Annotated in this window: 22 protein-coding genes; 4 read left to right on the top strand and 18 right to left on the bottom strand. The window is 61.0% G+C overall.

Going from position 1 to position 23,584, the window contains the following annotated elements; translation table 11 throughout:
- The first annotated feature begins 4 nt into the window (after window positions 1–4).
- Window positions 5–1,180 (top strand): MFS transporter, encoded by a 1,176-nt coding sequence (locus GTW23_RS04495; RefSeq protein WP_252914791.1) that lies wholly within the window; start codon window positions 5–7, stop codon window positions 1,178–1,180.
- Window positions 1,181–1,206: 26 nt separating this feature from the next.
- On the opposite strand, the gene GTW23_RS04490 is transcribed toward GTW23_RS04495, so the two are convergent.
- Together GTW23_RS04490 and GTW23_RS04485 are read right to left on the bottom strand one after the other, a co-directional pair.
- Window positions 1,207–1,572 carry a hypothetical protein gene (locus GTW23_RS04490; RefSeq protein ID WP_252914790.1) on the bottom strand — a complete coding sequence of 122 codons (366 nt, stop codon included), beginning with the start codon at window positions 1,570–1,572 and terminating at the stop codon, window positions 1,207–1,209.
- Between the two features lie 119 nt (window positions 1,573–1,691).
- Window positions 1,692–2,606, bottom strand: coding sequence for a LysR family transcriptional regulator (locus GTW23_RS04485; protein ID WP_252914789.1), 915 nt, complete (start codon window positions 2,604–2,606; stop codon window positions 1,692–1,694).
- Window positions 2,607–2,724: 118 nt separating this feature from the next.
- Here GTW23_RS04485 and GTW23_RS04480 point away from each other — a divergent pair, with 118 nt between their 5' ends.
- Both GTW23_RS04480 and GTW23_RS04475 read left to right on the top strand, forming a co-directional pair.
- Window positions 2,725–2,916, top strand: coding sequence for a hypothetical protein (locus GTW23_RS04480; protein WP_152007973.1), 192 nt, complete (start codon window positions 2,725–2,727; stop codon window positions 2,914–2,916).
- Between the two features lie 114 nt (window positions 2,917–3,030).
- Window positions 3,031–4,032, top strand: a complete 1,002-nt coding sequence (locus tag GTW23_RS04475; RefSeq protein WP_152007972.1) for a GlxA family transcriptional regulator — start codon at window positions 3,031–3,033, stop codon at window positions 4,030–4,032.
- Between the two features lie 40 nt (window positions 4,033–4,072).
- Here GTW23_RS04475 and GTW23_RS04470 read toward each other — a convergent pair whose 3' ends face one another.
- The 6 genes from GTW23_RS04470 to GTW23_RS04445 form a co-directional block, all read right to left on the bottom strand.
- Entirely contained in the window at window positions 4,073–4,930 is an 858-nt protein-coding gene (locus tag GTW23_RS04470; protein ID WP_152007971.1) for a response regulator, read from the bottom strand.
- Between the two features lie 54 nt (window positions 4,931–4,984).
- Window positions 4,985–5,809 (bottom strand): response regulator, encoded by an 825-nt coding sequence (locus tag GTW23_RS04465; protein WP_193217206.1) that lies wholly within the window; start codon window positions 5,807–5,809, stop codon window positions 4,985–4,987.
- Between the two features lie 305 nt (window positions 5,810–6,114).
- A complete protein-coding gene (locus GTW23_RS04460) occupies window positions 6,115–6,948 on the bottom strand; it encodes a DUF1194 domain-containing protein (protein ID WP_252914788.1) in 834 nt (277 codons plus the stop codon).
- 210 nt (window positions 6,949–7,158) lie between these two features.
- Window positions 7,159–9,720: a GcvT family protein gene (locus tag GTW23_RS04455; protein ID WP_252914787.1), complete on the bottom strand. Its 2,562-nt coding sequence runs from the start codon at window positions 9,718–9,720 to the stop codon at window positions 7,159–7,161.
- Between the two features lie 367 nt (window positions 9,721–10,087).
- On the bottom strand, window positions 10,088–10,318 hold the full coding sequence (locus GTW23_RS04450; RefSeq protein WP_252914786.1) for a hypothetical protein: 231 nt from the start codon (window positions 10,316–10,318) through the stop codon (window positions 10,088–10,090).
- A gap of 149 nt (window positions 10,319–10,467) precedes the next feature.
- Window positions 10,468–12,843 (bottom strand): DUF3772 domain-containing protein, encoded by a 2,376-nt coding sequence (locus GTW23_RS04445; protein ID WP_252914785.1) that lies wholly within the window; start codon window positions 12,841–12,843, stop codon window positions 10,468–10,470.
- Here GTW23_RS04445 and GTW23_RS04440 point away from each other — a divergent pair.
- On the top strand, window positions 12,842–12,997 hold the full coding sequence (locus GTW23_RS04440) for a hypothetical protein (RefSeq protein ID WP_252914784.1): 156 nt from the start codon (window positions 12,842–12,844) through the stop codon (window positions 12,995–12,997). The two genes, GTW23_RS04445 and GTW23_RS04440, sit on opposite strands and share 2 nt — an antisense overlap.
- 257 nt (window positions 12,998–13,254) lie before the next feature.
- Here GTW23_RS04440 and GTW23_RS04435 read toward each other — a convergent pair whose 3' ends face one another.
- The 10 genes from GTW23_RS04435 to GTW23_RS04390 all read right to left on the bottom strand — a co-directional run bounded on the left by GTW23_RS04435 (window position 13,255) and on the right by GTW23_RS04390 (window position 23,540).
- The gene (locus GTW23_RS04435; protein ID WP_252914783.1) at window positions 13,255–13,800 is read right to left on the bottom strand and encodes a DUF924 family protein; all 546 of its coding nucleotides are present in this window, start codon (window positions 13,798–13,800) and stop codon (window positions 13,255–13,257) included.
- 126 nt (window positions 13,801–13,926) lie between these two features.
- Entirely contained in the window at window positions 13,927–15,933 is a 2,007-nt protein-coding gene (locus tag GTW23_RS04430) for an acetyl/propionyl/methylcrotonyl-CoA carboxylase subunit alpha (RefSeq protein ID WP_252914782.1), read from the bottom strand.
- Window positions 15,930–16,361: an ASCH domain-containing protein gene (locus GTW23_RS04425; protein WP_252914781.1), complete on the bottom strand. Its 432-nt coding sequence runs from the start codon at window positions 16,359–16,361 to the stop codon at window positions 15,930–15,932. The genes GTW23_RS04430 and GTW23_RS04425 overlap by 4 nt, the downstream gene beginning before the upstream one ends.
- Before the next feature lie 36 nt (window positions 16,362–16,397).
- On the bottom strand, window positions 16,398–17,225 hold the full coding sequence (locus tag GTW23_RS04420; protein ID WP_252914780.1) for an alpha/beta fold hydrolase: 828 nt from the start codon (window positions 17,223–17,225) through the stop codon (window positions 16,398–16,400).
- 4 nt (window positions 17,226–17,229) lie between these two features.
- Window positions 17,230–18,846: a carboxyl transferase domain-containing protein gene (locus GTW23_RS04415; RefSeq protein WP_252914779.1), complete on the bottom strand. Its 1,617-nt coding sequence runs from the start codon at window positions 18,844–18,846 to the stop codon at window positions 17,230–17,232.
- Window positions 18,847–18,855: 9 nt separating this feature from the next.
- A complete protein-coding gene (locus GTW23_RS04410) occupies window positions 18,856–19,410 on the bottom strand; it encodes a hypothetical protein (RefSeq protein ID WP_252914778.1) in 555 nt (184 codons plus the stop codon).
- Window positions 19,410–20,558: an isovaleryl-CoA dehydrogenase gene (locus tag GTW23_RS04405; RefSeq protein WP_290128900.1), complete on the bottom strand. Its 1,149-nt coding sequence runs from the start codon at window positions 20,556–20,558 to the stop codon at window positions 19,410–19,412. Before GTW23_RS04405 ends, GTW23_RS04410 begins: the two co-directional genes overlap by 1 nt.
- A 16-nt stretch (window positions 20,559–20,574) precedes the next feature.
- A complete protein-coding gene (locus tag GTW23_RS04400) occupies window positions 20,575–21,177 on the bottom strand; it encodes a TetR/AcrR family transcriptional regulator (protein WP_152007961.1) in 603 nt (200 codons plus the stop codon).
- A gap of 117 nt (window positions 21,178–21,294) precedes the next feature.
- A complete protein-coding gene (locus tag GTW23_RS04395; RefSeq protein ID WP_193217410.1) occupies window positions 21,295–22,131 on the bottom strand; it encodes an ABC transporter ATP-binding protein in 837 nt (278 codons plus the stop codon).
- Between the two features lie 92 nt (window positions 22,132–22,223).
- Complete coding sequence (locus GTW23_RS04390) at window positions 22,224–23,540, bottom strand: ABC transporter substrate-binding protein (RefSeq protein ID WP_152007959.1); 1,317 nt, start codon at window positions 23,538–23,540, stop codon at window positions 22,224–22,226.
- Window positions 23,541–23,584: the final 44 nt, after the last annotated feature.

The raw sequence follows: 23,584 nt of genomic DNA, 5'->3' as shown, positions 1-23,584 counted from the left end.
TCGGGTGTCCTCCATCCTCCGCTCACCGCTGTTCAAGGTTCTGGCCCTGTGGGCCGCAGGTCTCGGGGCTGCGGCGCAGTTTGCCAAGATCGTGGTCATCTTCCCCGAACTGCAGGCCTATTACGGAGAGACCGGAGCAGCCTCCGGCTATCTCGTCTCGCTGATCTCAGTCATGGGCATGGTGCTCGGACTGGTCGCAGGCCTCATTGCCATTCAGCTCGGCGTTCGCCGCCTGCTGATCTCGGGGCTGTATCTTGGAGCCGCCGTGTCCGCATGGCAGACCATGCTTCCCGGTTTCGAGTGGATGCTGGCAAGCCGCCTGCTTGAGGGCGTTTCCCACCTGGCGATCGTCGTCTCCGCGCCGACGCTGATCGCCCAGCTCTCGACACCCCGGCATCAGCCCAAGGCACTCACCTTGTGGGGCACCTATTTCGGCGTGGCCTTTGCCGGCATTGCGCTGGCCGCGCCATTCGTTCTGCAAACCGCCGGATTGGGCGGATTGCCGGCGATCCATGCCGTCTATATGGCGTTCTTCGCAGTGCTTCTGACCTTCGCGCTGCCTACCGAGGATCATCGGGCTGCCCCGCCCTGGCCATCGCCGGCAGATATCTTCCGCCGCCATGTGGCGGCCTATGCCTCGCCCTTCATCGCAGCACCCGCGCTGGGCTGGCTGTTCTACACGCTGACTTTCGTGTCGATGCTGACGGTCCTGCCGACCATGGTCGATCCATCACAGCGCGCCTTTGCCGCCGCCGCCATGCCTATGGCCAGCATCGTTTCCTCCATGACACTCGGCAATCTGCTTCTCGGGCCGTTCAGGGCCGTCACGGTGATCATCACCGGCTTTATCATCGCCATCGCACTGATCCTGGTCTTCCTGTTCACCGGACCGGGCGTCTGGCTGTTCATCGCCCTGTTTGCAGCATTGGGCCTGGTTCAGGGCGCGACCTTCGCCGCTGTCCCACAACTCAACATCTCGCTTGAAGATCGCGCACTGGCCAATGGCGGCATCGCCCAGACCGGCAATATCGGCAATGCGCTTGGCACACCGGCCCTGCTGGCGGTCGCCTCGACCGACCCTGCCATCGGGCTTCCTGCAATGCTGATCGGCTGCTACGTCATCGCCATTGCCGTTCACCTGTACCAGGCCCGTAGCCGGATCAGGGCCCAGAAGGCGTGAGCTGAGCAAGAAGTGCCGGTCGCGCGTCACTCTGGCCAGATGTACTTGCCCCGTGCCCAGCCGAGTTCGGCATCGTCGGTCATCACCTGGCACCATACGTGAGCCTTCTTCATCCGGGAGTAATTCCATCCGGCACTGCCTCCCTCGTCGATCCGGAAGGAGACATTGGTGATGATGTTCTTGCAGCGCCCGGTCATGCTGACCGGCCGGTTGAGCTCGTATGCATCGATGATCTGCGATTGCGCCGATGGCCATTTGCGGATGTTGAGCGCATCGTCCGGCGCGATGGCCGTGATGCTGCCGGCGGTAAAGGCCGACGACCAGGCCGGAGTGGATTGCAAACTGACGGCTGCAGCGGCAAGCGCCAGAATGATGCGGACGGATGGTTTCATGGTCTTACCTCCCCTTCAGCCGCTCCGGGTTGGAGCCGCCGTACAGGCAAACTGAACCATCACGGCTGACCCCATCCTGAACAGGGTGTTCAGGCGGCATTCACCCCCTTGCGCAGGCATTACAAGGCCTGCGCATCAAAGGATCCTGACTGGTTGTATCGTTCAAAGCCGGCACGGAAATGATCGCTGAGCGCGCAAACCTGGGGCGACGGATCGGCCGCGACCTTGAGCAGCAACTCGTATTGTCCCGGCGCAGGAAGCCCGCAATTTTCGTCAAGAATCTGGATATCCGGCCCCACGAAGTTACGCCCCATCGGCGCTATCGCAAGATCCGCCAGGATCGCCGCCCGTTGCCCCGCCATGTGCGAGGTCATGAACGCCACCCGGTAGGCCCGCCCGACCCTGTCGAGCGCTGAAAGCGCGCTTTCGCGCCAGACGCAGCCCTCGTCCCACATCGACACCGGCAGCGGATCCATCAGGCAGGCTTGCCCGCCCTTGGCACCGGCCCAGACGATCTCGTCGGTCATCACAACCTCTTCGGGGGTCGGTGTGTGGTTCTTCATGCAGCTGACCAGGGCGATGTCCAGGTGTCCCGAAGCAAACCGCTTCAACAGGCTCGAAGACTGGTCGATCACCACGTCGACAACCACCGAAGGGTGGGATTTTGCAAACAGTTTCAGAACCCCCGGCAACACCGCCTCGCCATAATCTGACGGCGATCCGATCCGCACCACGCCTGAGACTTCAGACGTCACAAAGCGCGAGATCGCTTCGCGATTGAGAGCGATCAGCCGCCGCGCATAGCCAAGAAGGACCTCGCCGTCATGGGTGAGCGAGACATTGCGCGCATCGCGCAGGAACACCGATACCCCCAGTTGCTCTTCAAGCCGCTTGATCTGCATCGAAACCGCCGAGGGGGTGCGATAGATCCTTGCGGCAGCGGCAGTGAAACTACCGGTCTCGGCAATGGCAACAAAGCTGCGCAGGACATCGGGATCGAGCATCAGCAGCGGATGATTGACGGGTGCGTTCATAACATTCAAATCCATTGATCATTGAAGTCAATTCATTTCGTTTGATTGAATCATGCATCGGAGAGATGCTGTTGTCAATCCAGCAGGTCTGGACAACACAGGTACAGGAGACAGTACAATGTTCGGATATTCCAGCATCACCCGGCAGATCCGCAAGTGGCGCGTTGAACGCGACCGAATCGCGATCGAGAACATGCTCTCCGAGCTTCCGCTCGAGCTGCAGAAAGACATCGGATGGCCCGCTGCAAGAGCACGGCAGCCCAGGAACGGACCGCTGTCTGGCATGCAAGCGCGTGCAACCCGGATGTAACCGGTGGCTCATGTCGCAGGCCAAAGATTTTCGCTGCCATGACCGTGACAAAGCGCGAAATTTATGGCCTGATCGCGACATGGGCCCCTCGGGGCGCGCAATACGGGTTCAGGCATGCCCTTACAGACCAAACACAAGCGTTCCATCGTCTTTTTCATGGTTCCCGACTTTTCGATGATCGCGTTCTCGATGGCGATCGAGCCATTGCGTCTGGCCAACCGCATGCTTGGCTACGAGTGCTACAAATGGCGCCTGACCTCGGCTGACGGCGAGCCGGTGAACGCATCCAATCAGGTCGTGGTCAACGTCAACACCTCGCTCGCCGACGAGCGGCGCAGCCTGTCGAGCGAAAACCGCCCATCCATGGTCTTTGTCTGCTCAGGCGTCAACGTCGAGCGGTTTCAGAACAAGTCGGTGCTGGCCTGGCTGCGCGAGGAACACAATCGTGGCGTCGCCGTTGGCGGCCTGTGCACCGGCGCTCACCTTCTTGCCCAGGCAGGGCTGCTTTCGGGACGGCGTTGCGCCATCCACTGGGAAAACCTGCCCGGCTTCGCCGAAGCCTTCCCCAAGGCCAATGTCTTTGCCGATCTTTACGAGATCGACGGCTTGATCCACACCTGTGCCGGCGGCACGGCGGCACTCGACATGATGCTCAGCCTGATCGGAGAGGATCACGACGACACGCTGGTCAACCGCATCTGCGAGATGGCTCTGACCGACCGGGTCCGCAACGCTCACGATCGCCAGCGGCTGCCGTTGCGCGCCCGTCTCGGCGTGCAGAACGCCAAGGTGCTCTCCATCATCGAGTTGATGGAAGCCAACCTGTCCGAACCGCTGTCGCTGATCGAGATCGCCGATGATGCCGGCCTGTCGCGGAGACAGATCGAGCGCCTGTTCCGCCAGGAAATGGGCCGCTCGCCGGCCCGCTACTATCTGGAAATCCGTCTCGACCGGGCCAGACACCTGCTCATCCAGTCACCGATGCCGGTGGTCGAGGTGGCCGTTGCCTGCGGCTTCGTTTCCGCTTCGCACTTTTCCAAGTGCTACCGCGAACTCTACAACCGCTCTCCGCAGCAGGAACGCGCCGAACGCAAGCAGTATCTCAGCGCAGCCTGAGTGACCGCATTGATGTCACGGTTCAGTTGAGTGCCTGGGATCAGGCCGGAACGGCAACGGCCGAGTACCGGGCCGCGGCCTTCTTCAGCGCTTCCATCTTCATCAGGATCCCGATGTTCTGTGCAATCCGGCACTGGAATTCTTCCTGAACGAAGGGGCGATAAAGAAAATCGCTGGCGCCGGCCTTGAGAAAGCTCGCTGAAAGTTCGGGATCGTTAGAGTTCGAGATGCCGATGATGCGCAGCATGTCGTCGGTGTAGTCGCGGCGCAGTTTGCGGGTCAGCTGGTAGCCGTCCATGTCGCCCATGTGATAATCGGTCAGCACCAGCTTGATGTCGGGGTTTTGCGCAATCGCCTGCAGAGCCTGCTGCCCGGAAGCCGCTTCCACCACCTCGAATTTCTGCGCCCGCAGCATGGCCGAGAGAATGCTGCGCTGGGTCTTGGTGTCATCGACCACCAGGATGCGGTAGTCTCGATTGGAAATGATCCGTTGCACGGCGGTGACGATTTCGTCAAACGCCCGGTCGGTATCCTTGATCACATAGTCGAGCACGTTCTTCTTCAAGATGCTGGCACGCGTGTTGAAGTCGAACTTGCCGGTGAAGACGATGGTTGGCAGGTCGATGTCGAGTGCATAGTCGAGCGCCTCGCAATGCGGCGAATCCGGCAGGTTGAGGTCTGTGACGGCGACGAAGAACCCGTGGTCCGCATCGCTCGCCGCATGCCTCATCTCCGCCAGGGAGCTGCATGTGACGACATCCACACCCAGATCGGTCTCGAACCGGAATTTCAGCGCGGAGGTGAACATCCGCGAATCTTCCACCAGCAGAACACGCAGCCGCTCACCTGTTGTTGACCGGTTGGCCTGCATTTCGAGTTCATTCGAAGCTCTCGGCATCAACTACTCCATTGGGTGCGCAGGCCAACCACTTGGTGACGCCATCGGACCGGGCTATGCGACTTTCGCCGCCACTTTGTTTCCAATCATCCGCCGTGCGGACTTGATCTGGTCGAGCGTGTCCAGGTTCTGGTTCACGCGGCAGTAGAATTCTTCATCGACGTAAGGCCGCAGCATGAAATCATTGCCGCCGGCCTTCAGGAACCGCGCCGACAACAGGCGGTTGTCGGAGGACGAGACGCCGATGATCCGCAGCTCGTGGCTTCCGCGAACCGCACGAAGGCGGCGGGTCAGCTCAAACCCATCGATATCGGGCATGTTGTAGTCGGTGATCACCAGACCGATATCCGGCGTCACCTTCAGCAGGCTGAGTGCTTCCGCGCCGCTTTCCGCGGCACTGACCTTGAAATTGAAGCGCTCAAGCCGGGTGCGCAGAAGTGCACGCGCCGTCGGGCTGTCATCAACGATAAGCACGTGATGACGATGATTGGTCAGAAACCGGCAGACCGATTCCTCGAGCATGTCGATCGCCAGCGGGCTGTCCTTGATCACGTAATCAACGATGTCGCGGGCAAGGATGCCTTCACGGGTCTTTTCATGAAAGCTCCCGGTGAAAACGATGATGGGAATCGACAGTCCGGCCAGGTAGGCCAGTGCCTCGCCGTTTTCCGCACCGGGCAGATTGATGTTGGAAATGGCCAGCGTGATCGGCCGCTCGTTGTAGTCATAGGCGAGCTGCAGGTCTTCGAATGAGCGGCAGATTTCGATGTCTATGTCGAAGCTTTCCTTCAGCTTCTGCCCAATCATCGAGGTGAAGACATTCGAATCTTCCGCCACGATGATGCGGTGGTCGCGAAGCGACCCTCCCGTATACTGCATTCCCGATAGACCGATAAACATACATGCACCCCTCTGTATGCTTCAGGCTAAACATGGTGGCATTGAATTTCGGTTAACAGCATTAGAAAAACGCAATGTTTGAATGAATTCCCGCCGGTTCGGAACACCGGTAATCTGCCCGTTTGCCTGCTTGCTTGCGCGCGTGCAGAGCAGCCAAGCAAAGCTGTCCGTGTTGCTTGGCGGATAGTGTGGGACGCCATGACCCTTGCCGGCCGCGCCGAGCACTTCTGGCTAAGCCGCTGTTCCGGAGTTTCAATCAGGAGCGCCGCTGCTCCCCATCCCTGTTAGGGGTCATCGAACATCCATCGCCGCTGGTCCCAGATCTTCTCCCCGATGAGGCAGTCATAAGGCTCGGAAGATGGCCGGAAACCCAACCCGGGCGAGACCTGTGCCGGGACGACCGATTGTTCCATGGCTGGCAGTCCGCCGATCTCGAGAATGAGCTTGCGCCGGATCGCCTCGGGAAACTGATCCCAGCTCGTCACCGGAACCAGGAAACTACCGGGCCCGCCGATCACGCACTCGCTGTAATAGGCGTCCAGGTCGGCGATGTTGAATCCGCTGCCTGGCCCATCACTGGTCATCAGCGGCAGCCCGTTGATGACGATGCGATTGGCGAGAGCGATCTCACGGGCCGCCAGTACCGGCTGCCCCTGATTGTTGGGCCCGTCGCCGGAGATATCGATCACCTTGCGGAAACCGTCGACGGGGGCCTCTTCGAGCCGCCTCAATGCATGCAGAATGGCGCCCGATATCGAAGTTCTGCGCATACCGACCGGTTGGGACTTGCCGACGATCGCCGAGAGACGATCCGCATCGGCACCCGTCTCCACAAGCGTCCAGTCAAAGACTTCGCGTATCGTGTTGTTGCCGGCCCACTCGAACATCGTCACCGCGATCCGGCCATAAGCGCCCTGGCCAATGGCGCGAATGACGTCGGGATGGTTGAGTGCAGCGGCGTAACCGTCCCGCTGGATCTCCAGTTCCATTGCCGACATGGAGCGCGAGACATCGACCGCAAGAACCAGCGCCACATCGACCTGCTCTCGGGCATGTCCGCCAGACGACGTCATCAGCAAAGTTGCGGCTGCAAGAGCAGCCCTGATCCATCCTGTCATGCCTCAGTCTACCATGGCCCCAGACAAGGCTGAACCGGATTTTGCGATCGCCGTGGCGCAGATCACGGGCAACCTGTGCCTGATCGCATGGAAACCACTCATGTCTTGCCGCATGCAGTCAGCCAGAAACCTCCGGTGTCACAGCACGAAAAAACGACCGCCCAGTCGGCCTTGACCGCGCGGTCGTTCGCTGGCGTGACGCGGTGACGATCAGCTCCGCGGCTTGAGGTTCTCGGGATCGTACAACGGCGTGTAGCCCACTGCCGCAACTTCGACCGGATAGGTTTCGCTGAAATACTCGATGTTGAGCTTGCGCCCCCCTTGGCAATACTCCCATGGCAGATAGGCCAGCGCGATGTTCTTGCCGATGGTCGGGCCGTAGGCGATCGACGTCGTGTAGGAGCGGCGGCCGAGTTCATCGACAAGCGTCTCCCCGGTCTCGGGATCCATCACCGGCAGGATGCCGACCGGGTAGCGGGCCACGCCCTTGGCGTCGACGTTCTCGGTCATCACCAGCGTGCACAGCATCGCCGGCTGATGCGCGCGCGCCTTGTATTCAAGGTGCTTTTGCTTGCCGCGGAAATCGGCCTCCTTGACCTTCGGACGCGCCAGATCCGATTCAATCAGGTTGTACTGGGTCAGAAGATCGGCGTTCTGCAGCCGCAGGCTCTTTTCCATGCGCCGCGAGTTCGCATAGGTCTCGACACCAACCGGCGTCACTCCGGTTGACCGCAGCGCGTCCCAGACGGCCAGGCCGTCCTCATATTTCATGTGCAGCTCCCATCCCTGCTCGCCGACATAGGAGAGGCGGAAAGCGGACACCGTCTTGCCGGCGATCTCGATCGGCTTGATCGCGGCGAACGGGAAGTTCTCGATGTCCAGACCCGCCGGATCGGACACCACCTTCTTCAGCGTCTCGCGCGCATTCGGGCCCCAGATGCCGATGGTGGTGAACTTCTCGGTCACATCGGTAATGGTGACGTCGTAGCCCTTGTCCTCGGCGACGCGGCGCATGTAGTGGAAATCGCGCGGCCCCGCATCGGCACCGTTGATCAGCCGGCAGCGGTCTTCCATGCGGATGACGGTGAAGTCGGCGCGGACCATGCCCTCGTCATCGAGGAAGTGGGTGTAGATGCCCTTGCCGATCATGTTGTCGCCGCCGATCTTGGCAGCACACAGCCATTCCATCATCGCCACATGGTCGGGCCCCTCGATGTCGACCATGTGGAAATGCGACAGGTTGATGATGCCGCAATCGTCAGACAGCTGCAGATGCTCGGCATTGGAGACCCGCCAGAAATGGCGGTTGTCCCACTCGTTCTCACGAACCGGAACCCGGTCGCCGAATTTCTCCAGCAGATGCGCATTGGACGCGTAGCCATGCGCACGCTCCCAGCCGCCAAGCTCCATGAAATGGCCGCCGAGCTCGACTTCACGCTCGTGGAACGGGGAGTGCTTGACACCGCGGCTGGTGGCATAGGGCTCACGCGGATGAATCGCCGGGAAATAGATTTTCTGGGCCGCCTCGTAGCAACGGCTTTCGATGAACTCCTCGGTCATCTGGTGCGGATAGAACCGGGCGTAATCGATCGAATTGTGATCGATCTCGGTGCGCCCATCGGTCATCCAGTCGGCAATCAGCTTGCCGTAGCCGGGACCGTCCTTGACCCAGATGGCAACGCAGTACCAAAGCCCGCGCACCTTCTGGCTCTCGCCACAGGAAGCCCCGCCGGCGGCTGACACCTGCAGCAGACCGTTGAAGGAATGGCTCTCATTGTAGCCAAGCTCGCCGAGAATGGGCGTGAGCTCCATGGCGCGTTCGAGCGGCTCCAGGATCTGCTCCATGTCGAGGTCGCGCTGCGAGGGCGAGAGCCGCGCTTGGTTCTTTTCAAGAATATCGCGCGGATGACACAGCCGCGGCTCGTCGGTCTCGTAGTAGCCCCACTCGATCTGCCCGCCCTCGGCGGTGGTCGGATCGCCGGTGTCGCGCATATAGGCCGAATTGCCCTGGTCGCGCATCAGCGGCCAGCCGATGTCCTTGCCGGTGCCTTCGAACTCCTTGTATGGGCCGAAAAAGGTCAGCGGGTGATCGACCGGCATCACCGGCAGGTCCTCGCCGACCATTTCGGCGATCTGGCGGCCCCATATGCCCGCGCAGACGACGACATGATCAGCCATGATCGTGCCACGATGCGTGACGACGCCCTTGATGCGGCCGCCCTCGACGATCAGCGACTGGGCCGGCGTGTTGGCGAAGACCTTCAGCTTCCCGGTCTTCTCGGCCGCATCGACCAGCTTGCCGGCCACCGTCTGCGAGCGCGGAATGACAAGTCCTGCATCCGGATCCCAGAGCGCGCCGGCAACCATGTCTTCCTCGACCAGCGGAAACTTCTCTTTCACCTCTGCCGGGCCGATGAAGCTGGCGCGTGTGCCGAAGGCCTTGCCGGAGGAAATCTTGCGCTTGACCTCTTCCATCCATGTCTCGTCGCCGGCACGGACAATCTCGAGGCCGCCAATGCGGGCGTAGTGGCCCATCCTCTCGAAGAAATCGATCGAATACTGCGTTGTCCAGACCGACAGATAGTCATGGCTGGTCGTGTAGCAGAAGTCCGAGGCATGCGCCGTCGAGCCGATATCGGTCGGCACGCCGGACTTGTCGATACCGACAATGTCGTCCCATCCGCGCTCGATCAGATGATGCGCAATGGAAGCACCCACAATGCCACCCACGCCAATAATCACGACCTTTGCCTGCTTCGGAAACTCTGCCATTTTGATCTGCCCTGATTGTGCTTCGAACAGAATTTAGAAGCTGCCGCCCCAAAATTAGAGCCTGTCTACGACATAATCACAATGCAGGACGACCAGTGACATCGGGAACGGCATCGCCATGCAGGCCTGCCGGCGGGCTCCGGTGCTCAAGGCGTTTCAGAGGGCATCACCGAGCGCTTTGGCAAGGCGTTCGATCTCGCGTTCGGAAAACACCGCAATGCCGTGCTCGGCAAGGGCAGGAACGTTTCCCTGGTGAACAAATCACGACAGATTTGGTGCAATGAAAACGAGGTGGCTGCGGGCCGGCCGGTGTTCAAACCGGCCGGCCCGGCGGGACTGCCTTCACCTTGCACAGACGCGCCGGCGATTACTTGATAACCGCTGCGCCGTTGATGATCTCGATGCTCTCGCTGCCGGCAAATGTTTCGCGGTCGCCCGAAGGCATGGTCACGAAACATCCGGCCGGGCAGAAACTCACCGTGGCGCCGGCTTCCACCACCATTTCGATCTTGTTGCCGGCTTCGGTCACGATAAGCACCTGCGGCTGCGCATCCTTGTTGGTGATGCTTGCAGCATTGGCACCCGCAATCATTGCCATGCTGGTCAAAAATCCGAGGATATGTGTTTTCATCAGTGTCCGGCGGAAACTATCCGCCGCTCCCTGTTGGAACTGTGTCGAGCCGGTTTTGGCCCGGTATGGATGCTTTATTGCATTGCGAGAATGAATGCAGCCTGAATGAACCGGGATCACCGGTCACCCCCCTCGCCTTCGGCACCGTCCTCAAACGAATCCGACTTGCTCTTGGGCACATCCTTTCTTCTGGAGCGCTTTGGCTTCGGCGGGTCCCCGGCGGCAGCAGCGGCCGCATCCCGGCTCGCAGCTCCCTTGAACTTCGCACCCATCAACTTCTCCGCAATCACAGTCACCGGCTCATTGTCGTCGCCGAGCTTGATATTGAGATCGCGCTGCGGGAACGGAATCTCGATATTTTCGGCTTTCAGCCGCTCGAAGATGCGCAGGCTCAACTCCGTCTTGACACCAATGCCGGTGAGAACGTCGGCGACGTGGCATTTCAGCACGAAGTCCAGCGAGGACTCGCCGAAACCGGAAAAATGCACAACCGGTTCCGGATTGCGCAGCACCAGTTCGTGGCCCTGAGCAACCTCGATCAGGAGGTCGATCAGCCGGCGCGGATCCGAATCGTAACTCACGCCCACCGGCACGTCGACTCGGCCGAGCTTGTTGCGGTGGGTCCAGTTGCCCACCGGCGAATTGATCAGCTCGGAATTGGGAACGATGATCGACTGGCGATTGAAGGTCTCTATCTCGGTGGCCCGCACGGAGATTTTCTTGACGAACCCCTCGGTCGAACTGGTCGACACCCAGTCACCAACCTTGAAGGGCCGCTCGGCCAGCAGGATCAGGCCAGAAACGAAATTGCTGACGATGTTCTGCAGACCAAAACCGATGCCGAGAGAGAGTGCACCCGCCACAAGCGCAAGACTGGACAGGTCAATCCCCGCCGCCGAAATGCCGATCAGGCCGGCCACCGCCACCCCGAGGTAACCCACCCCGGTCTTGATCGAATTGCGGACACCGGCATCCATGCGGCCCCGCGCCATGACGCTTCCATCGAGCCAGCGCTGGAACCAGCGGGTGACCACCAGCCCCAAAAGGAACAGCAGGATGCCGAACAGGATTCCGACTATCGAGATTGAGATCCCGCCAATGCGGATTTCTGTCAGGAAACGGTAGAACCACAGCTCGATGTCCTGGATCTGGAACCCCCAGAGCAACAGGATCAGCGGCACACCGAAGAGCAGCACAAGCAGGCTGATCAGCAGCCCCGCGCCCAGCCCGAACTGGTCGAGAGCCATGCTTCCCAGCTTGAAACGCTCCCCGACACGCCGCCCGATCGCCGTGTGGGCGAAAGCCTCGGGCTCGGAGATCGCCTTGCCCGAGAGATAGCCGATATACATGGTGGTCAGGATGGCGCCGGTCACGACGATCTGCGTCGCTGCAAATCGGGCAAAACCGACATAGCCCATGAGCGCGGTCGCCATCAAGCCGACCCCCGTCACCAGTAGCGCGACCGAAATGATACGCGGCCAGGGCTGTCCCTGGTCCGACGGGTCACCCGATGCTGCCACCATCGGCCTTCCGAGCGCCATCGCCATCAGGATCAGCGCCATCAGAAACACCGACAGCAGCCCCTTGAAGACTGTCAGCACCACGGGCGATCCGAGCGATTGGCTGATCTCGTCTCCAACGAAATCGATACCGTTGACGACCACCATGGCCACGACGAGATAATAGAGCGTCCGCGCGCCGCCATTGGACAGGTTGACCAGTCGCCAGGCCGATGTCCTGGGCGCAAGAATGCCGCGCGCCAGCTTGCTGACAAAGAAGATCGCGACGAGGGTCATCAAGACGCTGGCCACAACCGGCGCAACATCCGGCCTTAGCACCGAAAAGCTTTGCCCGAGCACATAGATCGTCGCCGCCAGCGCCGTCATTGCCGCCGTCGGTATTACCGTCGACCAGAACGCCACCGACAGCCGGCTCGTATAGGGTGGATCGTCGTCTGCGGGATCACGGTCGATAAGCCCGCCGAACACACGGTATGCCCCGGGCACGAACACCAGCGCTGCAAGTAGGGAGAAGAACAGCCACCCCAGCAAAGCCTGCCACTTGAAGGCGATGACGAAATTAGCCCAGGAGCCGTAGATGCGCACCACATCGCCGCTTTCCGCATAAAAGGCGCTGAGCGCCTGCGACAGCATTGCCGGCCCGATTTCGGTCCGTTTGAACAAGGTGGTGGTAAACAGCTCCCGCCGCGCTTCGGTGATGCTGTCGCCAAGCTGGTTGGCTCTCACCGAAACCGCCTCGGCGCGTCCGGTCAGGGCATTGATCTGTGCGCGTTCCGCGGCCAGCCTTGTCCGCTCCGCGATGACCGAATCCGGTTCGGCCGGCTCGCCCTCGGCTGGAGGCGGGCCCAGTTGCTCAAGCCGCGCCTTGACCTCTGTCAGTCTCGGGCGCAGAGACACCCCGATGTCGAGCATGCTGCGGGCAAGTTCCTCGACCTCGACCTTCAGATCGACCAACGAGCTGTCGTCGGTCATGTTCTCCTCAACCCGGCGGGTCAGCCGCGTGATGCTGGTTTCCGCCGCCGTCAGCTTCTCTTCTGCCTGGCTGATTGCCGGCGAGACTGTCGGCTCCGCCGGCGTGGCCGCGACAGAGGTTTGCGCCGGAGGAGACGCCGGGGGAACGGTTTGATCAGGTGCCTGATCCTGTCCATCCGTTTGCACGGTCCCGGAAGGGGATGACGTTTGAGACTGCGCTGACACAGCCTGACCTGCCAGCATGAAGGCAACCAGCAGTGCCGCGATCAACCGGTCAAAACGCATGAAGTTCCTGTCCATTCACAAAGTACCCGACCATCCATAGCAGGCTCGCAGCGGTTCTCAAACGATGACCGCTCTGTCACCGCCAATGGACCGGCGCTGTGACAAGAGTAAGGCTTGCCAGAAAACTCAGAAGCCTGCACCGGGCTCGGCCAGATAGGCTTTCTCCTCCGGCGTTGACGTCCGGCCGAGGATGGGATTGCGGTGCGGGAACCGGCGAAAGCGCTTGATCACATCAAGATGCTGGTGGGCGTAATCGAGGTAGTTCTCGTTGCCGAGCGCCTCGAACAGCGCCACGCAACGTTCCTGTTCGTCCATGTCCTCGGCGTGTTCGAAAGGCATGTAGAAAAACGCCCGTCGGTTTTCATCGATGCTCTTGTCCGCTCCCACCGCCAGTGCCGCCTTGGCTTCCTTCAGCGCAAGGCCATCGGTGGCGAAGGCCAGCGGCGAACCACGATAGATGTTGCGCGGAAACTGATCGAAGACGATGACAAGTGCCAGTCGGGCGTCCGGCGTTGCCCGCCAGGCCTCGCCGACCTCGCGTGACAGGGCAAGGTGCAGACCGGAAAATCGCTCGGCAATTCGCTTGTCCAGTTCCTCGTTCTTGACGAACCAGTCTTTCGGGACCAGATCGTTGAACCAGAAATCGAGGACTGTTTCGGGTGTCTCGGTCATGAAGGATTCCTGCTTTCGTGGGTGTGTTTCCGCAGATCGAATCTGGTGTCTGCAGCTTCGCTGTCAACCAGCCATGCCGCAAACCGCAGACGCGCATATGCGGCCGTCAGGCGGAGATCCTGCGCCTCAGCCCGCAGCCGCTTCGCTCTGCAGCATCACCAGGCTGACGCCGTCGGATACCTGCGCGCCTACACTTACCAGAACCTCCCCCACCACGCCATCGCGCGGCGCAGACAGCGTCATTTCCATCTTCATGGCTTCCATGATCACCATCGCCTCGCCGGACTTGACCTCCTGGCCCTGAGCCACGAGCACCTGCTTGATGATCCCTGGCATGGCCGAGACCACCTGGTCTCCGCCGGATGCCAGATCATCGGCGCGGCTGCCCTGCGGCTTGGCGAACCGGTGGGTCAGCCCCTCATGGAACACCGCCACTTCCGTGCTGCCTTGAACCAGCCGGCAGCGCTGTGTCACGCCACCAGCGCGGAAAGCCCACTCATCATGTTTGCATTCAACTGCGTTCAACAGCATGTCGGACGATTGGAGACCGCTCCCGGCTATCCGCCACGCAGAATCGCCCTCCCGCAAAACCCGGAAGCCATGCGCCGCTCCGTTGGCCTCAAGCGTCACCGACCGCATCGGAGATCCCCAGTTTTCGAAGGGACCGATCTCCGCGACCGAACCGGTATTTGACCTCTCCGGCGGAACCATCCCCGACGCTGCGAGCACCGCCAGCGCCACGATGGCGTCAGGCGCTGAAACCTGCTCGGTCAGGCTGGCGATATTGCGGTCGATCAGCCCGGTATCGAGCCGTCCCGCCGCAAAATCCGCGTCCCGGCACAGCCGCGCGAGGAATGCCGTGTTGGTCACGGTGCCGGCAATCTCGGTCCGGCCCAGCGCGCCCGCCAGTTTGCCCAGCGCTTCAGCCCGGGTCTTGCCATGCGCAATCACCTTGGCAATCATCGGATCGTAGAACGGCGTGATCTCGTCGCCTGCCCGCACTCCGGCATCGATCCGGATGTCGCCCTCGGGAAATCTCAGATGCATCAGCCGGCCGACGGCGGGCAGAAAGCCCTTCTCCGCGTCCTCGGCATAGATCCGCGCCTCGACCGCATGGCCGTTGATCGAGAGTTCGTCCTGGCCCATCGGCAGTGTCTCGCCGGCGGCCACGCGGATCTGCCATTCGACCAGGTCCAGCCCGGTGATCAGTTCCGTGACCGGATGCTCCACCTGCAGCCGCGTGTTCATCTCCATGAACCAGAACTTGTCAGCCTTGAGCCCGTTCGAAGCATCGACAATGAACTCGACCGTCCCCGCACCCGAATAGCTGATCGCCTTGGCCGCAGCCACGGCGGCAGCACCCATTGCAGCCCGCATATCCTCAGGCATGTCCGGCGCGGGCGCTTCCTCGATCACCTTCTGGTGCCGGCGCTGCGCCGAGCAGTCGCGCTCGAACAGATGCACCACGTTGCCATGATTGTCGCCAAACACCTGGATCTCGATGTGCCGCGGGGTTGCGACATATTTCTCGACGAGCACCCGGTCATCGCCGAACGAAGCCTTGGCCTCTCGCCGTGCCGAAGACAGCGCCGCCGGGAAATCAGCCTGGACGTCGACCTTGCGCATGCCCTTGCCGCCGCCGCCGGCGCGCGCCTTGATCAGCACCGGAAAACCAATCTCGTTTGCCTTGCCCGCCAGCACCACCAGGTCCTGCGCCTCGCCGTGATAGCCTGGAACAACAGGTACATCGGCCTTTTCCATCAGCGCTTTCGCCGCATCCTTGAGGCCCATGGCGCGGATTGCCTTGGCCGACGGCCCGATGAAGATCAGCCCTGCCTTCTCGACCTTTTCCACGAATTCGGGATTTTCCGACAGGAAACCGTAGCCCGGATGGATCGCATTGGCTCCGGTGCGCTTCGCGGCATCGAGGATCACGTCGACCTTGAGATAGCTCTCCGAGGCCGCGGCGCTGCCGATCAGCACCGCCTCATCGGCCATTTCGACATGCAGCGCGCCTGCGTCGGCTTCGGAGTAAACCGCGACCGTGGCGATACCCATTTTTCGCGCCGTGCGGATGATCCGGCAAGCAATCTCGCCCCGGTTGGCGATGAGGATTTTGCTGATCGTGTTCATGTCGGCTCCTCCGCGGCGAAATCTTCAACAACTTCGAACCGCTCGTAGATAAAGATCATCTCAGGATCGAATGAGCCCTGGCGCTGGTAGTAGGCACGGTAGCCCCTGCGCCAGTCCTCCAGATCCTCGAATTCGCCCTGCGCCGGGATCCGACTCTCGTCCATCTGCGCGTAACTGATTGTCTCAAGGCTCAGTGTGCGCGTCGCCAGCGCTGGGTCGCTGTTCCAGTCAAGCGCGATGTCGATGCGTCCGACCACGGGACAGGAATCCGGATCATCGGCGAACTCATCGGGCACCGCGCAGGTCGCCGTCTTCCGGCCCGCGCGCATCAGGTCGATGATCAGGCGATTCAGCTTTTCTCCGTCACCGGGTCTGTAGGTCTGTGCGCTCGGATAGCGTTCCAGAACGGATTTCAGGTCAGGCTTCACAGGTTTCTCCAACATATGCCGCGGATATGCCAACCATCATGCCCGTCCTCTTGTCCGGAGGAACCTTTGGAGATGGAAGGCGATCGCTTCAGAAGCATCCTCCTGCACCAGGTGACCGGCCCCGGGAACGGAAATGAACTGCGACCCCGGAATCATTGCATGCAGCTCCCGTCCGCGCTCGATCGGGATCCATTCATCGTCCTCGCCCCAAAGGATCATGACCGGACAACGGATTTCCGAATATCGATCCTGCACCTCATCGGTGAAGCGCTGATCCATCTGCGCGATCTGCCTGTAGAACGAGGCCTGCTGGCACCCGCCAATCCATTGCTCGGCATAAGGCGCCAGAACCTCGTCCGTCGCTTCCCGCTTCATTGCTGATTTCAGATAGGCAGGCAGGATCGCTTCATGCATGTAGCCAGGCATACCGGCGAACGCCGCCTCATGATGTCTGACGTGCTGCACCAGCGGCGACCCCCAGGGACGGATGGCCACAGGATCAATCAGGGTCAGGCTGTTGTAATCCACCCGGTTGATCAGATGCGCCCGCAAGGCCGTCGCCCCGCCGAAATCATGAGCAACGACATCCGGCGCGTTGAGGTGCCAGTGCTTCATCAGCGCCGCGAACACCCGGTTCTGGACACCCAGCGACACATCCGCATCCGGCCGGTCAGAATTGCCGTAGCCAAGCATGTCAAAGAAATAGACCTTGCGCTCAAGCGCCAGCAGTGGCGCCAGCCGGGCCCATTCGTAAGACCAGAACGGCGTCCCGTGCATCAGCACAACAGGTTCACCTTCGCCAAGCGCACCCCAGCAGATGCGATGGCCCTCGAACATGAATGTCTCCGGTGTTTCCCAATTCATGTCATCACATCCGGAACACGCCGAACTTCGTGTCCTCAACCGGTGCATTCAGCGCCGCCGACAGGCTCAGCGCCAGGATCTCGCGGGATTTCAGCGGGTTGATGATGCCGTCATCCCATAGCCGCGCCGAGGCATAGAGCGGGTGCGACTGCCGCTCGAACATCTCGATGGTCGGGCGCTTGAACTCGGCTTCATCCTCAGTCGACCACTCGCCACCCTTGCGTTCGATGGCGTCGCGCCGGACCGTGGCAAGCACGCCCGCCGCCTGTTCACCACCCATCACCGAGATGCGGCTGTTGGGCCAGGTCCACAGGAAGCGGGGCGAATAGGCCCGGCCGCACATGCCGTAATTGCCCGCGCCGAAGGAGCCGCCGACAATCATGGTGATCTTCGGCACCTTGGTGGTCGCCACAGCGGTCACCATTTTGGCGCCGTCCTTGGCAATGCCGCCAGCCTCATACTTCTGCCCGACCATGAAGCCGGTTATGTTCTGCAGGAAGACGAGCGGGATCTTGCGCTGCGAGCACAGTTCGACGAAATGCGCCGCCTTCACCGCGCTTTCGGAAAACAGCACTCCATTGTTGGCGACGATGCCGACCGGCATGCCCATCACATGGGCGAAGCCGCAGACAATAGTGGTGCCATAGCGCGCCTTGAACTCGTCGAACCGTGAGCCGTCGACGATGCGGGCAATCACCTCGCGGATATCGTAGGGCTGGCGGGTGTCGGCGGGAATGATGCCGGCGATTTCCGCCGGATCGTAGAGCGGATCTTCGGGTGGCAAACAGTCCATCTGGCAGAGCCCCACCCTGCCCCTTCCGTTGAGATTGGCCACCGCCTGGCGCGCCAGTTCCAGCGCATGCGCGTCATTGTCGGCGAGATGATCGGCGACGCCCGACAGCCGCGTGTGCACGTCGCCGCCGCCCAGATCCTCGGCGCTGACCACCTCGCCGGTGGCGGCCTTGACCAGCGGCGGACCGGCAAGAAAGATCGTGCCCTGATCGCGCACGATGATGGTCTCGTCGCTCATCGCCGGCACATAGGCGCCGCCCGCTGTGCAGGACCCCATCACCACGGCAATCTGTGCGATCCCCGCGGCACTCATGTTCGCCTGGTTGAAGAAGATCCGTCCGAAATGGTCCCGGTCGGGAAACACCTCGTCCTGGTTGGGCAGGTTGGCGCCGCCCGAATCGACCAGGTAAACGCACGGCAGATTGTTCTCGAGCGCAATTTCCTGGGCCCTGAGATGCTTCTTCACCGTCAGCGGGTAATAGGTGCCGCCCTTCACCGTGGCGTCGTTGCACACCACCATCACGTCGCGGCCCCTGACCCGACCGATGCCCGCGATCACGCCAGCCGAAGCGATGTCTCCGCCATAAAGGTCGTGCGCCGCGAAACGTCCGATCTCGAGAAACGGCGAATCCGGGTCCAGCAGTGTCGCCACCCGGTCGCGCGGCAACAATTTGCCGCGTCCGACATGACGCTCGCGCGAAGCCTCCGGCCCGCCCAGCCCGTGCAGAGCGGCCGCCGCTGCCGTCTCGGCAATTTGCGCAGCCATCCGCGCCGCGTTGTCCTTGAAGGCTTGCGAGCCGGTGGAGATTTTGGATTGCATGATGGTCATGAATAATACTCACTCGTACTCCGGTGCAGAAAATTTGATCTGTCGTCCAGGTGACCCAAACCAAACACAACGAGCATCAAGCTCATCCGAGTATGGGAAATCTATCAGATCAGGCCATTCAGAGTGAGGACGCCTTTTTCGAGGAGTTACGTAGTCTGTCTTCCACCACCGGTTCAAAACAGACACACTTCTTTTTGGAAGAGACTTCTTATTCGCATTGAGAGGAAGGTCTAGAAAATACGAGTGCAACCATTCGGCATTATCCAGAGTTGCTCGGGTAACTTTCATCTTCGGCCCGGATGGCTCGGCTGTAGCAGGCTCGCCCATCCAGAGTTGAAAGTCACGAGTAATATTAAACAGTTTATGATGTGCACTTCCAATACGAGAGCCGAGAGACTCGCTTATTCCGACATATTGCAAATTTGAATCGCGCTCATAAGGTTGCTTACCGATCCCCATATAGAGTCCGTACCCGTAGTCCTCTTTGGCCGCTTTTGACGCTTCCTCGACTGAGAAATATGGTCCGTACCAATTGATCGCTATCATCAAGTGTTTTTGCGCCATCACGCCGTTTCCGCCATCATTTCGCGCCCGATCAGCATGCGGCGCACCTCGGACGTTCCCGCGCCGATCTCGTAGAGCTTGGCGTCGCGCAACAGCCGGCCGGTCGAATAGTCGTTGATGTAGCCGTTTCCACCCAGCGCCTGGATCGCTTCCAGCGCCACCTGCGTCGCTTTCTCGGCCGCGTAGAGAATACAGCCCGCCGCATCCTTGCGGGTGGTTTCGCCACGGTCGCAGGCCTGCGCCACCGCATAGACATAGGCCCGGCAGGCGTTCATCGTCGTGTACATGTCTGCGAGCTTGCCCTGCATCAGCTGGAAATTGCCGATCGGCTCGCCGAACTGCTTGCGCTCATGGCAGTAAGGCACGACGACGTCCATGGCCGCGGCCATGATGCCGAGCGGTCCGCCGGCAAGCACCACCCGTTCGTAATCGAGCCCGGACATCAGGATCCTGGCGCCCTGGCCCTCCTCGCCGAGCACGCTCTCGAACGGCACTTCGCAGTCCTCGAACACCAGCTCGCAGGTGTTGGAGCCGCGCATTCCGAGCTTGTCGAGCTTCTGCGCGGTCGAGAACCCGGCCATGCCCTTCTCGATCAGGAATGCGGTGATGCCGCGCGATTTCGCGTCCGGGTCCGTCTTGGCATAGACCACCAGCGTGTTGGCATCGGGCCCGTTGGTGATCCACATCTTGCTGCCGTTGAGCACGTAGCGGTCATTGCGCTTCTCGGCGCGCAGCTTCATCGACACCACATCCGAGCCCGAGCCGGGCTCGCTCATCGCCAGCGCCCCGACATTCTCGCCGGAGCAGAGCTTGGGGAGATACTTCTGCTTCTGTGCCTCGTTGCCCCAGCGGTTGATCTGGTTGACGCACAGGTTGGAATGCGCGCCGTAGGACAGGCCGATCGAGGCGGATGCGCGGCTGATCTCCTCCATAGCCACCACATGGGCGAGATAGCTCATGCCGGTGCCGCCGAAATGCGGGTTCGCTGTCATGCCAAGCAGTCCGAGTGCACCCATCTCCTGCCACAGATGCATGGGAAACTGGTTGTCGCGGTCGGTCTCGTCGGCAACCGGCGCGATCCGGTCGGCGGCAAAGCGCGAAACCGTATCGCGGAGCGCATCGATCTCTTCGCCAAGCCCGAAATTCATGCTTGCTGTGAACACGTCAGTCTTCCTTCTTCTGCCCCACCAGTCGCGCCACCAGACGGACATAGAGCGCTTCGATTTCATCCAGCGACAGCCGGCCGTTTTCGCGGTACCAGGTGGTCATGCCGTTGAGCATGGCAATGATCGCCATGGTGGTCACTTGCGGGTCCACGATGTCGAAGGTCCCGTCGGCAGCACCACGGTCAAGAATGGCGCGCGGAACGCTCTCATATCTGCGCCGCAACCCCTCAATGGCGCTGAAGTTCGCCGCTTCGAGGTTGCGCAGCTCCATGTAGGAGATGAACACCTCGCGCGACTTGGCCAGGTGATAGCGGATGTGGAATCGGACAAAATGTTCGAGCGCCTGCGGTGGCGTCAAGCCGGGCTCTTCGGCCTCAGACCAGGCATTCAGCAGCGTTTCCATGTGAACCTGCAGCAACTCGTTGAGCAGATCCTGCTTGGTCGGGAAGTGATTGTAGATCGCCCCGGCCTGCACACCGGTTTCCGCTGCGATCTCGCGCATCGACACAGCGGCGTAGCCGGAACGTGCGAACAGTTCGAGCGCTGCATTGCGCAGCTTCTCCGCTGTCTCAGCCCCCGTTGATCCCGCCCGTCGCGCCATGGCCCACACAATTAAATGAACGTTTGTTTATTTTATCGTCTTCCGCATTGATCCGCAAGTCCTGCATCGCAACGGCTGGAAAGCCGCCGCTCTCATCCGCATCCGTGCAACCGGCTGTCAGGCCAGCCAGCGCTTGCGCCGCTTGTAGTGCTTGACGTTCTTGAAAGATCGCCGTCCTTCGCCGCCAACACCGAGGTAGAATTCCTTGACGTCCTCGTTTTCACGCAAGTCCTTCGCCACGCCATCCATGACGATACGGCCGGATTCGAGAATGTAGCCATAGGTGGCATAGCGCAGCGCAATATTGGTGTTCTGCTCGGCCAGCAGGAACGACACGCCTTCCTGCTCGTTGAGCTTCTTGATGATCTCGAAGATTTCTTCCTGCAGCTGCGGCGCCAGTCCCATCGACGGTTCGTCGAGCAGGATCATCTTTGGCCGGCTCATCAGCGCCCGCCCGATGGCCGTCATCTGCTGTTCGCCGCCGGATGTGTAGCCGGCCTGGCTGGTCCTGCGCTCTCTCAGTCGCGGAAAATAGTCATACACCATCTCGATATCGCGCTTGATCGCGGCATTGCCGTCACGTCGCGTGAACGCGCCTGTGAGCAGGTTTTCCTCAACGGTGAGATGGCCGAAGCAATGCCGGCCCTCCATCACCTGGATGCAACCGCGCCGCACCAGCTCATTGGCTGTCTGCGCCTCGACACGCTTGCCTTCAAATTCGATAGATCCCTTGGTCACCTCGCCGCGCTCGGAACGCAGCAGGTTGGAAATCGCTTTCAGCGTCGTCGACTTTCCCGCGCCATTGGCACCGAGCAACGCAACGATCCCGCCTTCCGGCACCACCAGCGACACGCCCTTGAGCACAAGGATCACGTGATCATAGATCACTTCGATATTGTTCACCGCCAGGATGTTCGGCTGTGCGGTCGCATCGGTTGATACGGACGTGGACATCGACATGGACCCTCTCCGGTCGGGAATGAAACTTGGGGCAGTTGCCTGCCGCGCGCAGCCAGGGCCCGCGCGGCAGGTTTTCGGTGTAGCTGTTAGTTCAGGCAGGCTTCCGTCCGCTCGGGCCACGGCGCATTGCTCGCGGCATAGTCTTCAGCGGCCTTCTTCAGCAGCGGCTTGACCACGTCGACATCCGGCGAGAACCAGTCGCCTGATTTCTGCCAGTCCTTGCCGTCCCATTCGACCACATAGACCTTGTGATGACCGGAATGGTCGTCGCACGACAGCTTCATCGGCAGCGCGAAGCCTTCCATGCCCATTTCCTTGAGGCGGGCCTCTGTGATGTCGAGGTTCTCAAGGCCATTGCGCATATCGGTCGCGTCGATCACGGTCTTGCCCGTGAGTTCCTGCGCACGACGGATGCCCTCGGCGATCAGCATCGAGTTGTAGACGCCGCGGTTGTAGAGGTTATCAGCGAACTTGGCCGGATCGACCTCGCTCTTGCCGGCATCCACGACGTACTTCTTGATGTCCTGGATCACGCCGAAGTCGGAACCGACGCCGTGGAAGTTGAGGGTGCGGTAACCCTTGGCGGCTTCACCGCCGGCTGCCGCATCATCATTGCCGCCCGACCACCAGATGCCGTAGAACTTGTCCATCGGGTAGCGGATCTTGGTGGCTTCCTTGACGGCCGTCGGGCTCATTGCGCCCCAGCCCCACATGATCATGTAGTCAGGCCGGTCGCGGCGGATGTTGAGCCACTGCGACGACTGGTTCTGCATTTCCTTGCCCGGAACCGGGTACTGCAGCAGCTCGAAGCCCATGTCGCTGGCCATCTGCTCCAGCAGCGGAATCGGCTCGCGGCCATAACCGGCGTCAAGGAAGATGTAACCGATCTTCTTGCCCTTGAGGGCCTCTGCGCCGCCTTCACGGCGGGCAATGTCGGTCACGATCGCCGAAGCACCGTCCCAATAGGTGTTGGGCGGGTTGAAGACCCAAGGGAAGGTGTTGCCTTCCGCGGCAGCCGAAAGACCATAGGCCATCGACAGCACCGGGATCTTGTCGACCGAGGCCTTCGGAATCACCTGCAGCGTGATGCCGGTCGAATAGGGGCTGATGACCAGCGCGCCTTCGCCCTTCACCTGCTCGTAGCACTCCACACCCTTCTGGGTGTCATAGCCGGTTTCGCATTCCGAGACGCGGATCTTGACACCGTTGATGCCGCCATCGCGCTCGTTGAGCATGGTGAGATAATCATGCATGCCGTTGGCAATCGGGATGCCCGAGCCGGCAAACGGGCCGGTCCGGTAGCTGAACAGCGGTACAAACAGCTCGTCGGCGAAGGCCGGCAGCGCTGCGCCCGCCAGGGTACCGGCCATGATGGTTCCGGCAATCAGACGTTTCAGTCGCATTGTATTCCTCCCATGTGGCGTGGGGATCACGCCAGTTCGGGGAC

Origin of the sequence: Parahoeflea alexandrii, assembly GCF_024105735.1 — a bacterium.
Lineage (GTDB): Bacteria > Pseudomonadota > Alphaproteobacteria > Rhizobiales > Rhizobiaceae > Hoeflea > Hoeflea alexandrii.
Note: the sequence above shows the minus strand (reverse complement) of the source record. Positions and strands in the feature narration are given on the sequence as shown.

Coding starts and splice junctions, on each gene's coding strand:
- GTW23_RS04390 (WP_152007959.1), bottom strand. CDS start 23,540: ATGCGACTGAAACGTCTGATTGCCGGAACCATCATGGCCGGTACCCTG.
- GTW23_RS04470 (WP_152007971.1), bottom strand. CDS start 4,930: ATGCCGAGAGCTTCGAATGAACTCGAAATGCAGGCCAACCGGTCAACA.
- GTW23_RS04485 (WP_252914789.1), bottom strand. CDS start 2,606: ATGAACGCACCCGTCAATCATCCGCTGCTGATGCTCGATCCCGATGTC.
- GTW23_RS04410 (WP_252914778.1), bottom strand. CDS start 19,410: ATGGCGCAAAAACACTTGATGATAGCGATCAATTGGTACGGACCATAT.
- GTW23_RS04430 (WP_252914782.1), bottom strand. CDS start 15,933: ATGAACACGATCAGCAAAATCCTCATCGCCAACCGGGGCGAGATTGCT.
- GTW23_RS04480 (WP_152007973.1), top strand. CDS start 2,725: ATGTTCGGATATTCCAGCATCACCCGGCAGATCCGCAAGTGGCGCGTT.
- GTW23_RS04465 (WP_193217206.1), bottom strand. CDS start 5,809: ATGCAGTATACGGGAGGGTCGCTTCGCGACCACCGCATCATCGTGGCG.
- GTW23_RS04435 (WP_252914783.1), bottom strand. CDS start 13,800: ATGACCGAGACACCCGAAACAGTCCTCGATTTCTGGTTCAACGATCTG.
- GTW23_RS04420 (WP_252914780.1), bottom strand. CDS start 17,225: ATGAATTGGGAAACACCGGAGACATTCATGTTCGAGGGCCATCGCATC.
- GTW23_RS04490 (WP_252914790.1), bottom strand. CDS start 1,572: ATGAAACCATCCGTCCGCATCATTCTGGCGCTTGCCGCTGCAGCCGTC.
- GTW23_RS04445 (WP_252914785.1), bottom strand. CDS start 12,843: ATGACCGACGACAGCTCGTTGGTCGATCTGAAGGTCGAGGTCGAGGAA.
- GTW23_RS04450 (WP_252914786.1), bottom strand. CDS start 10,318: ATGGCAATGATTGCGGGTGCCAATGCTGCAAGCATCACCAACAAGGAT.
- GTW23_RS04400 (WP_152007961.1), bottom strand. CDS start 21,177: ATGGCGCGACGGGCGGGATCAACGGGGGCTGAGACAGCGGAGAAGCTG.
- GTW23_RS04415 (WP_252914779.1), bottom strand. CDS start 18,846: ATGACCATCATGCAATCCAAAATCTCCACCGGCTCGCAAGCCTTCAAG.
- GTW23_RS04395 (WP_193217410.1), bottom strand. CDS start 22,131: ATGTCCACGTCCGTATCAACCGATGCGACCGCACAGCCGAACATCCTG.
- GTW23_RS04460 (WP_252914788.1), bottom strand. CDS start 6,948: ATGACAGGATGGATCAGGGCTGCTCTTGCAGCCGCAACTTTGCTGATG.
- GTW23_RS04440 (WP_252914784.1), top strand. CDS start 12,842: ATGTTCTCCTCAACCCGGCGGGTCAGCCGCGTGATGCTGGTTTCCGCC.
- GTW23_RS04455 (WP_252914787.1), bottom strand. CDS start 9,720: ATGGCAGAGTTTCCGAAGCAGGCAAAGGTCGTGATTATTGGCGTGGGT.
- GTW23_RS04475 (WP_152007972.1), top strand. CDS start 3,031: ATGCCCTTACAGACCAAACACAAGCGTTCCATCGTCTTTTTCATGGTT.
- GTW23_RS04405 (WP_290128900.1), bottom strand. CDS start 20,558: ATGAATTTCGGGCTTGGCGAAGAGATCGATGCGCTCCGCGATACGGTT.